Here is a 13,536-nt window from a genome sequence, read left to right as displayed (position 1 = left end):
GGCTAATCTCGTTCCAGCGCCCCATCTACGGATTACCTCCGTAGATGGGGCGTTTTCGTTTTGGGGAAAGCCCGATAACATCACCCCGCGCCCTGCGTTAATCTGGCAGTTGTACTTCATTGTCAAACTCTCTCCCCGGATGCGCTTCTGTATTTACGTTGCCTCGCTAATCCTACTGTTCCCCACCGGCTGCGCCACCGCACAAAATGGCGGGGGGAAGATGGGTAAAAAAGAAACCAAGCAGCTAAGTATGGTGAATTCCGCCATCGAAGAGCATCGCTACTCAGCAGCAGCGCTGGGGCTCGCAACGCTGATCGAAAATAACCCCGGCGGCAAAGAACTCTATTTCCTCCGTTCTACCGTATTCAGTAGAATGTCAGACTTCCCCGCCGCCGCACGCGACATCGAACGGGGCATCGCGCTAGCTAAAAAACCCAGCGCCCGCCCTTTCCGTGAACTGGGTGAGGCCCTGAGTAAAGCGGGGGATTTCGCCGGCGCAAAAGCGGCCTACGGAAGATACCTGGAACTCGTCCCTCCGTCTACCCGCACGGACCGTCGCGCCACCGCCCAAAGTCTCTACCGCCAAGCCGCCGTCGCCGACAGCCTGGCCAGCAACCCGGTTCCCTTCGCTCCCATCCCCGTACCCGGGCTCATCAACACCAAGGAGAGCTATGAATACCACCCCACCGTCAGCATCGACGGTGAAAAACTCATCTTTACCCGTAGAGTCAATCGGGAGCAGGAAGATTTTTACTTTAGCGAGCGAAGTGCTGATGGCACCTGGTCCGCGGCACGCCCCCTGCCGGGCATCAACTCTCCGTACGACGAGGGTGCCCAGACCATTACCGCCGACGGTAGCTACCTCGTCTACACCTCCTGCAATACCCCGGGCGTCAACCGGGGCTGCGACCTCTACGCAGCGGAGTGGGACGGCGAACGGTGGACACCCGGCAAACCACTGGGCAGTAGCATCAATACCGAGTATTACGAGTCACAACCCACGCTCTCGCAGGATGGGCGCTTTCTTATTTTTTCCAGTAAAAGACCCGGAGGGAGAGGGGGCGCGGACCTCTACATTGCCGCGCGCTTGGTGGACGGTGGCTGGTCGGCGCCGGGTCAACTTTCCGCCATCAACACGACCGGAGACGAGCAGTATCCCTACTGGGCGGCCGACGGACGGACGCTCTATTTCACCAGCAACGGCTTGCCCGGCCTCGGTGGTGACGATCTCTTCGTCACCCGGCTCCAAAGTGACAATACCTGGTCGTCTCCGCGGAACCTCGGCTACCCAATCAACACTGCCGAAAATGAAACGAACATGTTCGTACCGCTCGACGGCAAATTAGCGTACTACAGCAAGCGCTACTTTGACGCGGGCACCGACCGTACGCAGATCGACCTGTTTCAATTCACCCTGCCCGCAGACATCGGTCCCGCACCGGCTACCTACGTCAGGGCGAAGGTGATGGATGCGGAAACGGGGGAAGCTTTACGGGCCGGGGTCACGTTACAGGCGCTCACCGCTGCGCTCCCCTCCGTGCGCACCAGAACGGACAAAAATGGTAAGTACTTAACCACCCTGCCCGTCGGGGAAGATTACGCATTCACCGTGGATGAGGAGGGTTATCTTTTTCAATCCAGGCGGTTTACGCTCACCGGCGGAACACTCGCCGAACCCTTCTTAGTGGACATTGAGCTTGAGCGAATTGGTAGCGACGCCGGGGTGTCCACTTCGGAGGCCGATGGCTCCACTGCTTTTACCAACGTACTCTTCACCAGCGGCAGCGCCCAGCTCCTCCCCGTTTCCTACACGGAACTCGGTCGCCTCACCGATCTACTCAAGCAACAGCCTGACCAGCGCGTGCTGATTACCGGCCACACGGATGACGTAGGCAATGATTCGGACAACCTCGACCTTTCCCGCCGCCGTGCCGCCGCCGTTAAGACCTACCTTAGCGACCAGGGCATCGACGCCACCCGGATCGAAACGGAAGGCTACGGCGAAGCAAAACCCCTCGCTACTAACGACACCGAAACCGGCCGTGCCACGAACCGGCGGACAACCTTTAAGCTGCTCCGACCTTAAACATTATTCCGCCCCCCCCCCGCAAGCCCGGTGAACTAGTCAGGATGGCTAACAACTAGGCGGCACGCACTTAAACCGCACTACTTTGACCGCGACCGCGCCTTCGACCAGCAAGATGCCCACCCCGTTCTGGGCGCTACTCCTCAGTGGTGTTTTCCACCCCCTGTTGGTGCCTACCTACATGTTTTTGCTCCTGATGCTGATCAACCCTTACCTCTTCGGGAGTAATGAGTTTGGCAACCAGCAATCCATGCAATTACTGATCATGATGGTCTTGTACACGGCGGTGATCCCGGTCATCTCCGTCATCATCATGCGCATGCTGAACATGGTGAGTAGCGTGATGATGGAAGATAAAATGGAGCGGATCGGACCGCTGCTGATGGTAATGATCATTTATTTCTGGATCTACTACAACCTCAGCCAGGACCCTTCGACACCCACGATTTTTTCCGCCTTTTTGCTGGGCGTGGTCATTGCCCTGGCGGTTGCGTTCGTGATTAACGTGATGGATAAGATCAGCCTGCACGCCCTCGGCATGGGTGGTTTAGCGGGCATGACCATGATCTCCGCGTGGGTCTTTCGGGGGGAAGGGATTGATTTTGGCGGCTTTAGCCTGAGCGTCGGGGTACTCGCCCTGGTGGTCGTCTTGCTGGCGGGATTGATTGGAACAGCTAGATTAGCGCTCGGCGCGCACGATCATTTTCAAGTGTACGCCGGTTATGCAGTTGGCTTTTTGAGTCAATTTCTGGCGCTAGCTTTTTACTTTTAAGGGCTAAGCAAATAAGTTATCGTATTCATGGAAGGAGAATCATCGGGTAGAGTAATCGGTCATTACCGCGGCTCGGAAGCGGGGCCGCTGGTCGTTGCAATTGGTGGCATCCACGGTAACGAGCCGGCGGGGGTGCGGGCACTCGAAAAACTATTCGAACTCCTGGACGAAGAGCCCGAACTCAACCCGGGTTTCACCTTTCGGGGCGAGTTGCTGGCCCTGCGCGGAAACTTAGAGGGGCTCTCCCAGGGAAAACGCTACATCGACGCCGACTTAAACCGCATCTGGCGGCCGTTCATCGGCAAAAAGCCGGTTTTTCAGACGTCCGAAGATCGAGAACTGTACGAGCTCCTAGCTTGCATCGAGCACGCCGTAGAGGAAGCCCCCCTGAGTGAATTGGTCTTTTTGGACATACACACGACTACGGCGGACGGGGGCATTTTCGCCGTCACCGGCGACGACACGCCGAGTCTTTCCCTAGCCGCCGAGATGACCGTCCCGGTCGTAAAAGGCATGTTGAGCAGTTTTCAGGGGACGACTCTGCACTACTTTCGGGGGGATCATTTTACGACTGACTTCCCCGTGCGGGCGGTGACGTTCGAGGCAGGATCGCACAACGATCCTAACTCAGTCGAACTGGCGCTCGCGGCTACGATCAACCTGATCAGAGCATTAGGCTGCGTGCGGGACGAAGACGTGAACACCTACCACGACGAGTTGCTGCGCGGCGCGGCTACGCACCTGCCGGCACTGACGGATTTAGTTTATATCCACCGAATTACCGAAGCGGACAAGTTCGTGATGAGCCCTGGGTTCGTAAACTTCCAGGCCGTGCGTAAAGGAGACGTGGTTGGTCGCGATCGCAACGGTGACGTAGCCGTTCCGGACGCTGGTTATTTACTGATGCCCCTCTATCAGGAGCAAGGTGACGAGGGGTTTTTCTTACTGCAGGACTACAAAATGCCCGACGGCTATTAGGAATGGACAAGCGTAAAACCGGGCTGTTTTTCGGCTCTTTCAATCCCGTGCACGTCGGGCACATGATCCTGGCCAACTTTATGGCGACCAGCACCGATCTACGCGAGGTCTGGATGGTTGTAAGTCCCCAGAATCCATTTAAAGAGCGAGCCTCGCTAGCGCGTGATCACGACCGGTTGCACCTCGTTGAATTGGCTATCGGCGACACACCGAATCTAAAAGCGAGCAACGTCGAGTTTTCGATGTCCAAACCTTCCTACACCATCGACACGCTGGCCGTGCTGCGCGATAAGCATCCGCAACGCGAGTTCGCCCTTATCATGGGGACGGACAATTTGGCGAGCCTGCGCAAGTGGAAAAATGCCGACATCATCCTCCGGGATTACAACATCCACGTTTACAACCGGCCCGGCTATCCGGCGGGAGAACTAGCCGATCACGAACGAGTCACGATCTACGACGCGCCGTTAATGCACCTCTCGGCGACTTACGTGCGCAAGGCCATCAAGGCGGGTAAAAGTGTCCGGTATTTAGTCCCTGAAGCAGCGGCACGGGAGATCGAAATCACGGGCTTGTATCAATAATTAGGGGCGCGGTCGTGGATGCAGGGTAGGTTAGAAAAAGCCGGGGATATACGTACGGGATAGCGAGGCTGAATTATCTTGCGTGCATAATCCCCCCCTCCAAGCTAATGCGCTCCATCCCCACCCTGCTTCTCTTTTTGCTATCGATTGGTCTCTTTGCCCAGATTACGCACCCCAGCGATTTCCTTCCCCACCGGCTCGGCGAAGCGTTCACGGCACACCACCAACTAGTCGATTATTTCGAATACGTAGCGGAAGCCAGCCCCCGGGTCAAACTGGAAGAGTACGGCCGGACGAACGAACGGCGGCCCCTCGTCCTGGCCTACGTGAGTAGCCCGGAAAATATTGCGCGGCTGGAGGCTATCCGGGAAAACAACTTGCGGGCGGCCGGCATGCTGAGCGGCGATTCGGATCCGGCCCTCGAGGAGGTGGCTATCGTTTGGCTTTCCTACAGCGTCCACGGCAACGAATCGGCCGGTTCCGAGGCGAGCATGGAGGTATTATCCCGGTTAACCAACACGGATGATGCTCAAGTCTCTAGCTGGCTGGAGAACACGGTCGTCATCATGGACCCCAGCCTGAACCCGGATGGTTATAACCGCTACACCAACTGGTACGGCCAAATCAGCGGACGCTTTCCGGACACCAGCCCGGAAGCCCGCGAACACCAGGAGCCCTGGCCCGGTGGCCGGACGAACCACTACCTGTTCGACCTCAACCGCGACTGGGCCTGGCAAACGCAGGTAGAATCCCAGCAACGAATGGTCAAGTACAAGCAGTGGATGCCCCACGTGCACGCCGACATCCACGAACAAGGCTACACCTCGCCGTATTACTTTGCACCCGCGGCCGCGCCCTTCCACGAATACATCACCGACTGGCAGGGAGACTTCCAAACCGAGATCGGCAAGAACCACGCCCGCTACTTCGACGCTGAGGGCTGGCTCTACTTCACCCGCGAGCGCTTTGACTTGCTCTACCCCAGCTACGGCGATACCTACGCCACCTTCAACGGTGCCATCGGTATGACCTACGAACAGGGCGGCAGCGGCCGGGCCGGGCGGGGCATCGACCTTCCGAACGGCGACACCCTCAAACTCAGCGACCGCATCGCCCACCACGCGATGACCTCCATGAGTACCGTCGAAATTGCCAGCAAAGAAAGCGACCGACTCACCGAGAACTTCCGGAAGTACTTCACCGACTCCGCCAATAAACCACAGGGAGCGTACTCGACCTACGTCGTTTCCGGCAAAACACCTCCGGGCAAAATGCGTCGCCTACGGACGCTGCTCGACCGCAACGGCATCGAGTACGGCCGGGCGACTTCTACCCAATCCGGCAGCATGTACGCCTACCGCTCGGGAGAAGTAGGGGACGCGAAAGTCAACGCTGGCGACCTCGTAATTTCCGCCTTTCAACCCCGTTCCGTGCTCACGCAGGTCCTCTTTGATCCCTCCGCCGTCGTGGAAGACTCCGTGACTTACGACATCACGAGCTGGTCAATCCCACTCGCTTACGGGCTAGAAGCTTACGCAAGCACGGCACGGCTGGACGTTGGGGCTGCTCCTTTCGCCGAGGAAACTCCGCAGGATCCCTTCGGCGAGCAACGTACGGGCAACGCCTACGCGCTTGTCATTCCGTGGACGGACGTTAGCTCCGTCGCCACCCTCGCCCAGCTCGTCAAGGCGGGCGTGCGGGTGCGTACGGCGGACAAAGATTTTACCTTCGGCCAGCAGCGTTTTCCGGCCGGTTCGCTCGTAGTGACCAAAGCGGACAACGAAAAGAATACGCCCGATTACGTGGAGCTCGTCAAGCAAACTGCCTCACGCCAGGGCGCTTCCGTACAAATATTACAGACTGGTTTCAGCACGACCGGCGGCGACCTTGGCAACGGCAGTTATGCATTGGTTGACGACCTGAAGATTGCCGTCCTCGGGGGGGAGGGCGTTAATTCCAATGCGTTCGGCCAGGTCTGGTGGTACTTCGAACGGGAGTTAGAATACCCCGTGAGTGTTTTCTGGCCCGAAGACCTCGATGACCTGCTGGCGGGCGATTACGACGTAATTATCATGCCCGACGGCAGTTACGAACTGGAAGGACGGGAAGAAGCCCTGGTCGCCTGGATTCGTAGCGGCGGCAAACTCATCGCGCTGGGGGATGCCAATACCAGCCTGAGCGGGTTAGAAGATTTCAACTTAAAGGAAAAGGAAGTAGCTGAGGAAGCGACTAAAAAAGATACGACCGTCGACGAGCGTTTGCTCCCCTACGCCGGGCGCGAACGACGCTTTATTTCCACGTACAACCCCGGTGCAGTCGTGAAGGTAGAACTGGACGCTACGTACCCGCTGAGTTTTGGGATTGGTAAGAACTACTTCAGCCTGAAGACGGGTGCGGATACCTATGATTACCTCGATGAAGGAATTAACGCTGGCCGAGTACGGACCGCGCCGAACATTTCCGGTTTCGTGGGCGTGGAGGCGAAAGACGCTATCCAGGAAACCCTTATTTTTGGGGTGCAGGAGCTGGGCCGGGGGCAGGTTGTTTACTTAATCGACAATCCCCTTTACCGGGGTTTTTGGGAGGAAGGGAAGGTCTTGTTCGGAAACGTGCTTTGGCAAATTAAATAGCTCGGCTCATGAATTTTCAACCAACGCTCGTCGGGGAACGCATTCGCTTACGGCCCCTACAGCGGGAAGATTTTGCGGATTTTTACGCTGCTGTCTCCGATCCGTTGATCTGGGATCAGCATCCGGCTAAACGCTACCAACCCGAAATTTTCGAAGCGTTTTTTGCGGACTCCTTAGCGTCCGGTGGTTGCCTCGTCGTAGAGACGCACGACGAGAATAAGATTATCGGCTCATCCAGATTCCAGTCGATACCCGGGCATCCGGACGTAGTAGAAATCGGCTGGACGGTTCTGGGCAGACCGTACTGGGGTGGTGCCTATAACCGGGAAATGAAACAACTGATGGTTGCCCACCTGACCGCCTTGAAGCAAACTGCCCTGCTCAACATCGCACCGGGAAACCACCGCTCGGTCGGGGCGGCGGAAAAAGTTGGAGGCCGGCTCGTCGACGCAACCTTCTTTCCCGAACTGATCGACCCCAGGCCGGGGTACCGGACTTACGTGCTACCGTCCATTATTGAATAATACTCAACCGTAAATAGTCCCCACCAGCCGCCGCCCACCGGCCCGGTTACGGAACTCACACAAATAAAGCCCCTGCCACGTCCCCAAATTCAACCGACCACCAGTGATCGGAACCGTTATGCTGTGCCCGATCATTGCCGCCTTGATGTGGGCGGGCATATCGTCGGGGCCTTCCATGGTGTGGACGAGAAAGGGCAGATTTTCCGGCACTACGTGATTGAAAACCGATTCAAAATCTAACAACACGTCCGGGTCGGCGGCCTCGTTGATGGTGATGGCGGCGGAGGTGTGCTGGATGAACAGGTGGAGGAAGCCGACGTTAGGTAAGTCACCCAACTGTGTGAGCACTTCGCGGGTGATGATGTGGTAGCCGCGGGGGCGGGGGGCTAGGGTAAAGGTTTTTTGTTCGATCACTGAACTGAGGCTGAGATGAAAATTGACAATTTTTAATATTGTAGAAAGATACTTCTTCCCTACCGCCGCCGAGCTTTAGCGTGCCCGAGCTTGGGGCACCGCACGTCCCCAAAATAGTAATTGAGACCAATGCCGAGAAAAAGGTAAGTGTCCTTTACGGTGTCGTCCCCTCGCTGCTGCCCCTCCCGGTCGATGCGGTTGCCCTCCGTGTTCAACATGAGACCACGGTCGTACAGCGCGAAGGCTTCCGGACCACGGGACCGCAGGAGTTCGGAGGCGTCCGGGTAAACAGTGCTTACGTCGTCGAGGTAGTCCGTGCCGCCGGAACGGACGCCGAGGTTGACGTCGAGACTGAGTTCGTAGGTCAGGTCCCACTTGAAGCCAATGCCGTAGGCGACCGCCAGATTGATGATGCCGTACTCGTCGCCACTCAGCTGGCCTTCCGTACCGAGTTCACGGAGGTTGACCAGCTCACCGGCGTCGTTTTCCGTTTTCGGGGCGTGGTTGAAGACCGACACGCCCGCAAAGGCGTAGGGCGTAAACCAGTACTCGCTGTGGCCGTGGATGTAGGGCAGGAAGTTGAACTCGAACTGGAGCGTCCCGTCGTAGATATCATTCTGAAAACTCAGGTTTCGGTTCAACTCGAACGGGTTATCGCTGTCGCTATCAAAGGCTTCGATTCGCCCGTAGTTAAAGCTGGCCCGCGCGGAAAGTCGGTGATTAAAATTATACCGCGCCGCAAATCCGCCCGCGATGCTCGCCCGGTTGAGCTTGAAGTCCGTGTTCAAATCACCAAAGTAGACGGCCGTACCCACCCAGGGGCCGATTTCCAGGCCCCGCATCTGTAATTGCCCCTGCACCCGCGGCAGCGCAAAAAAAGCAAAAAACAGCGCGAGTAAAGTGATCTTCTGCGGCATAGTGTTGGGGTGAGGAAAGGACCCTTGTTTAACGGCTTAATTTCTAAGGTAGTATGGTAGTAGCCTGCTGCGTTTTTAGTATGGTAGTAGCGTGCTGCGTTTTTTAGTATGATAGTAGCGTGCTGCGCACTAAGTATGATAGTATGGTAGTCGACTGCTCTGTACTACCATACTATAATACTGGGCGAAGCCCTACTACCATACTACTTACTGCCCGAACCGGCCGTAAATCTGCTGCAATTGCGGCTCCGTTTCCGCAGCCTTGATCTCGTCGAGTATTGTCCCTAGCTCCTCGACCATGGCGGCTTTAGTGGCCACTTCCTTACTGCTTTCGCGCAAATCATTGATGGCGGCCGTGGCGGCAAGGCGCTTCCACGGGCTCCCCTCCTGAAGGAGGGCCTGTGCCTTCATTTTGGCCACGCCTTCGTTGATTTTAGCGTCGTCCGCCTGACCCAGTAGTTCCTGGTAAGCGGTCATCATGTTGATGGCGCCGTAACCGTCGACCTTATCCATCCGATCCTCGAAGTAGCTCAGTTTGCTCAGGTCGCCCGACTTGCTGTAAAGCACGGCGATGGCGGAAGCAATGTCGTCGTTATCGACGCTCTCCAGCTCAGCGGCGGTTTGCGCGGCGGCGGCGGGGTCGATTCCGGCGAGGGTAGCCAGGCCAGCGGCGACCACGGGGTAAGGTTGAGCCTGCATGGCTTGCGTGGCGATGGACTTCAATTGTGTTTCATCGACATCAGCCACCTCGCTCAGCATAGCGATGGCGGCGGCGCGCGTTCCACTGTGGGCATCGTTGCCGGCGATCTGCTGAATCAAGCGCGTCTGCTCGGCGTCGGGTGTTTCGATGGCTTCCATGGCCAGTGCGCGAATGCCGTGGTACGGGTCGCTCAGGCCAGCCGTCAACGTGGCCGTTTTCATCGCATCGTCGTCCTTGAGCGCGAGGCGCTGCATGACGAGGGCGCGGTCGACGTAGCTCTGGGCACCTTTGAACTGCGCGGCCAGTTCTTCGCTCGATTTGATGTAATTGTAGTTCGCCAGTAGGACGTGCTGTGGATCGAGGATCACTACGTCCGGCGCAACGCTGGAGGGAAAGGTAAAAGACTGCTTGCGCTGGTCGATGACGATGTCGTGCAGCTCCGGGATCGTGCTGCCATTCGTCAGGATCGCCACCTGCGTGGGTAAACGGAAAACGCCCGGCACGTTGTTCTCGGTGCCGTGCTCCTGCTCGACGGTTAGCGTAACAACGCCGTCGCTGTGGTCCGTATCCAGTTTGAGCGCAGGGTGTCCGGCGGAGAGAAACCACTGGTCGAAAAACCAGTTCAGGTCTTCGCCGGTCGTGTCTTCAAAAGCCATCCGTAGTTCGTCTACTTCCACGGCGGAAAGTGCGTTATCGGTCAAGTATTTTTTGAGGCTGGCGAAGAAAGCGTCGTCGCCCACGTAAGCGCGGAGCATGTGTAGGACGGCCCCGCCCTTGTTGTAGCTGTGGGCGTCAAACATGTCTTCTTTGTCGTCGTACCCGAACCGGATCAGCTCTTTCGGACCGCCGCGCTGAAGGCTACCGAAGTAACCGCTGCGCTCTTCGAGCATGTGGGCTTCGGCGGCGTCCTTGCCGTGCTTTTCTTCCATCCACAAGTACTCGCTATAGTTCGCAAAACCTTCGTTGAGCGTCAGGTTGGCCCAGCTTTCGCAGGTCACGTAGTCGCCGAACCAGTGGTGGAACATCTCGTGGGCGACGATCTTTTCGTTGCGGTCCACGTCGATCAGGCTGCGCTCGGTGCCGTGCATAAACTCACCGAAGATGACGGCGGTCGTGTTTTCCATCGCGCCGGACACGTAGTCGCGCACGGCTACCTGGCTGTACTTCGGCCAGGGGTAGCTGACACCGGTAATATCACTGAAAAACGTTAGCATTTCTCGGGTGTAGGGGTAGATGGCTTTGGCGTGGTCCTTCCAGCCGTCTTCCATGTAGTAGTTCACCGGTTTGCCATTCCAGGCTTCGTCTTCGACTACGTCGAATTCACCGACGGTGAGCATGAAAAGGTAGGGGGCGTGGGGCTGGTCCATCTGCCAGGTATCCGTCCGGGTGCCGTCGGCGTTGGTGACGCTGCCGGTCATGGTACCGTTGGAGAGCGTTTTGTAGTTATCCGCTACGGTAATGACCATCGTCTGCGTCGTCCGCTCGTTCGGCTTGTCGATGGTGGGGAACCAACGGGAGTTGTTTTCGGTCTCGCCCTGGGTCCAGATCTGGCGGGGCTTATCGTCACCTTCTTCGCCGCGGGGGTTGATAAAAAATAGGCCTTTATCGGAAGTGATCGCCGCGCTGCCGCCGGACTGGGCGGGGATGGCGGTGTAGTCAAAAATTAGGGTAAATTCTTCGCCCCGGCGGTATTCGCGGCCGAGGTCGATGGTGACGTGCTGGCGGGCTTCGTCATAGCTGAACTCATACGTCGTGCCGGTCTCGGATTTTACTGACATGATGTCCAGGTTTTTGGCGTCCAGCGTCACGTCACTTCCTGGGTTGAAGAGTGGCGTGAGCTTCAGCGTTGCTTCGCCGATAACCATTTCTTGTTCCCAGTCGAAGCTCAAGACGAGACGGGTGTCGAGCAGGTCGTGCGTCCGCGTGGCGCTGGGGTTATAGTTGGGGCGCTCATTGGGGATTTCGGCGACGACGGCGGTGTTTTCCGTATCGATCACGCCGTTGGCTTCGGGCGTGACGGTCATGGTGTCCAGGTCGCGCGTTTCCATTGGGGGTGCCGTGACTACCTTCTGGGAGTTACAACCGAACGTGAGTAACGTGGCCAGGAGGGCCGCTGCGGGGAGAAATTTCATCATCGGGGTCAGGGGTTGGAGATTAGCTGAATTTCAAGGACGCAAAGATAGGCGGATTTGTTGTGATAGAAATGGGCGCGGCCGCAGGTGCTAGGTTTAGATTTGATGGAGCAATGATTTCTCACCTATCAACTCTATTTCCCGGAGGGGAATGCTAAATAGCCTGGGGTTCGGCTAGTCCGCAGGACCGACGACCCCAGGTTTTCGTTGTTCCCAAATTCACCTTCATCAAATTGCCCCGCCAACTATCTTCGCCCAAAATCTCCCCAAGTTATGCCCCTAACCTTCCAAGCCCTCCTCTTCGACATCGACGGCACCCTCGTCAACAACATGATGGTCCACCACCGCGCCTGGCAACGTAAGCTAAAGGAGCTCGGACTTGATTATTCGCTGGAGCGCGTCAAGGAAGAAATCCACGGCGTCAACCTGGAAATCTTGGAACGGCTGTTTGGTGACCGGTTCACCCACGAAGAGCGCGTCCAGATCGCCTGGGATAAAGAAGCCGCCTACCGGGAAATCTTTGCGGAGGAACTTGCCGAAAACATTGTCCCCGGCACCCTCGAATTTATCGAACGAGCTAGCGAATTAGGTATTCCCATGGCCGTCGGCACGGCGGGCCCCGAGGAGAATGCTTTCTTCATCGTAGATGCTTTGCACCTGCGGCCGCGCCTCGGCCACGTGGTCCACTCCGGCATGGTCTCGAAGGGTAAACCCGACCCGGAAGTCTTCCAGCAAGCCGCCGACGGCATCAACGTCAAGCTTCAGGATTGCATCATTTTTGAGGACAGCGTGACCGGTGCCAAAGCCGCCAACAACGCCGGCTGCCCCGTCGTCGTCCTGACTACCTCCCACGTAGAAGCAGAATTCGAAAGCGTAGAAGTAGTCAACTTCCGCCCCGATTTTACGGGTTTTCGCCTTAGCAAGGTCAAGCATGGCTTCCTACTGGAATTATAATCCAATTCAATACCTAAATTCCTACCACCTACCACCTACCGCCTAATCTTCCTACCGCCTACCCTCCTAACCTTCCTACCCTCCTACCTAAGCAACTCCACCACCTCCGCCCGTTTCCGACTAGCCACCGGCACCTCGTCCCCATTCGACAGCCGCAAGTAACCACTATCGATCTTCTTAAACTCCACGACGTGGCGAAGATTAACCAGGTGCGACTGGTGAATCCGCACAAAGTGGTGCTCCGTCAGCATCCGCTCGAAGTGTTTGAGCGTCTTCGTCACGAAAACCGGCTTTTCCCCTTCGATAAAAAAGCGGGTGTTGTTACCGTCGGATTCACAACGGACGATGTTTTCGATCCGCGCCACCATGATGTTTTCGGAAGTGTGCAGGCTGATCCGGTCGGGTAGCTTATTCGGTTCGCGGATTGTCTTTTTCAGCAAGTCCAGGCTATCCGTATTGAGCTGCCCGGCGCGTTCTTTCGCCCGATCGACGGCGGCCTTGAGTTGTTCCCCATCCACCGGTTTAAGCAGATAATCGACGGCGGCGAAGCGAAAAGCCTTAATGGCGTATTCATCGGAAGCGGTGATGAACACCAGCTGAGCTTGCAAGTCGGGGACGATTTCCAGAATATCGAAACTTGTCCCGTCGCCCAGGTCGATATCGAGCAGTAGCAAATCCGGTTTTTCCGTACGCAACAGTTTGGCGGCGCTGACGACGCTGTCGGCGGTACCGATAATCTTCACTTCAGGGCAGTATGTCTTTAGGTCAACTTGGAGGGCGGCGAGGGCTTGAGGCATGTCTTCTACGAGAATGGCGGTCATATTGGTCTGTGGTCTGGTGGTCTG

Annotated in this window: 11 protein-coding genes; 7 read left to right on the top strand and 4 right to left on the bottom strand. The window is 57.1% G+C overall.

Features of this window, described 5'->3' with window-relative positions; translation table 11 throughout:
• Nucleotides 1-139: 139 nt before the first annotated feature.
• From GGR27_RS13915 to GGR27_RS13890, 6 genes are all read left to right on the top strand, one after another.
• Complete coding sequence (locus GGR27_RS13915) at nucleotides 140-2,086, top strand: OmpA family protein (protein WP_168038318.1); 1,947 nt, start codon at nucleotides 140-142, stop codon at nucleotides 2,084-2,086.
• 85 nt (nucleotides 2,087-2,171) lie between these two features.
• The gene (locus GGR27_RS13910; RefSeq protein ID WP_168038316.1) at nucleotides 2,172-2,858 is read left to right on the top strand and encodes a hypothetical protein; all 687 of its coding nucleotides are present in this window, start codon (nucleotides 2,172-2,174) and stop codon (nucleotides 2,856-2,858) included.
• A 27-nt stretch (nucleotides 2,859-2,885) separates the two neighbouring features.
• Nucleotides 2,886-3,836: a M14 family metallopeptidase gene (locus GGR27_RS13905; RefSeq protein ID WP_168038314.1), complete on the top strand. Its 951-nt coding sequence runs from the start codon at nucleotides 2,886-2,888 to the stop codon at nucleotides 3,834-3,836.
• Between the two features lie 2 nt (nucleotides 3,837-3,838).
• The gene (nadD, locus tag GGR27_RS13900) at nucleotides 3,839-4,420 is read left to right on the top strand and encodes a nicotinate (nicotinamide) nucleotide adenylyltransferase (protein ID WP_168038312.1); all 582 of its coding nucleotides are present in this window, start codon (nucleotides 3,839-3,841) and stop codon (nucleotides 4,418-4,420) included.
• Nucleotides 4,421-4,527: 107 nt separating this feature from the next.
• Nucleotides 4,528-7,050 (top strand): M14 family metallopeptidase, encoded by a 2,523-nt coding sequence (locus tag GGR27_RS13895; RefSeq protein ID WP_168038310.1) that lies wholly within the window; start codon nucleotides 4,528-4,530, stop codon nucleotides 7,048-7,050.
• 8 nt (nucleotides 7,051-7,058) lie between these two features.
• Nucleotides 7,059-7,574, top strand: a complete 516-nt coding sequence (locus tag GGR27_RS13890) for a GNAT family N-acetyltransferase (protein ID WP_168038308.1) — start codon at nucleotides 7,059-7,061, stop codon at nucleotides 7,572-7,574.
• A 3-nt stretch (nucleotides 7,575-7,577) separates the two neighbouring features.
• Here GGR27_RS13890 and GGR27_RS13885 read toward each other — a convergent pair whose 3' ends face one another.
• The 3 genes from GGR27_RS13885 to GGR27_RS13875 all read right to left on the bottom strand — a co-directional run bounded on the left by GGR27_RS13885 (nucleotide 7,578) and on the right by GGR27_RS13875 (nucleotide 11,740).
• The gene (locus tag GGR27_RS13885) at nucleotides 7,578-7,988 is read right to left on the bottom strand and encodes a secondary thiamine-phosphate synthase enzyme YjbQ (RefSeq protein WP_168038306.1); all 411 of its coding nucleotides are present in this window, start codon (nucleotides 7,986-7,988) and stop codon (nucleotides 7,578-7,580) included.
• A gap of 59 nt (nucleotides 7,989-8,047) precedes the next feature.
• Complete coding sequence (gene porG, locus GGR27_RS13880) at nucleotides 8,048-8,905, bottom strand: type IX secretion system protein PorG (RefSeq protein WP_168038304.1); 858 nt, start codon at nucleotides 8,903-8,905, stop codon at nucleotides 8,048-8,050.
• Nucleotides 8,906-9,112: 207 nt separating this feature from the next.
• On the bottom strand, nucleotides 9,113-11,740 hold the full coding sequence (locus GGR27_RS13875) for a M1 family metallopeptidase (RefSeq protein WP_168038302.1): 2,628 nt from the start codon (nucleotides 11,738-11,740) through the stop codon (nucleotides 9,113-9,115).
• A 270-nt stretch (nucleotides 11,741-12,010) separates the two neighbouring features.
• Between GGR27_RS13875 and GGR27_RS13870 the strand changes: the two genes are divergently transcribed.
• Nucleotides 12,011-12,691, top strand: a complete 681-nt coding sequence (locus GGR27_RS13870; RefSeq protein ID WP_168038300.1) for an HAD family hydrolase — start codon at nucleotides 12,011-12,013, stop codon at nucleotides 12,689-12,691.
• A gap of 83 nt (nucleotides 12,692-12,774) precedes the next feature.
• Here the strand turns inward: GGR27_RS13870 and GGR27_RS13865 are convergent, their stop codons facing one another.
• Nucleotides 12,775-13,512 carry a LytR/AlgR family response regulator transcription factor gene (locus GGR27_RS13865; protein WP_168038298.1) on the bottom strand — a complete coding sequence of 246 codons (738 nt, stop codon included), beginning with the start codon at nucleotides 13,510-13,512 and terminating at the stop codon, nucleotides 12,775-12,777.
• Nucleotides 13,513-13,536: the final 24 nt, after the last annotated feature.

Source organism: Neolewinella antarctica, assembly GCF_011927835.1.
GTDB lineage: Bacteria > Bacteroidota > Bacteroidia > Chitinophagales > Saprospiraceae > Neolewinella > Neolewinella antarctica.
The sequence above is the reverse complement of the archived record's forward strand: the minus strand, read 5'-3'. Positions and strand labels throughout refer to the sequence as shown.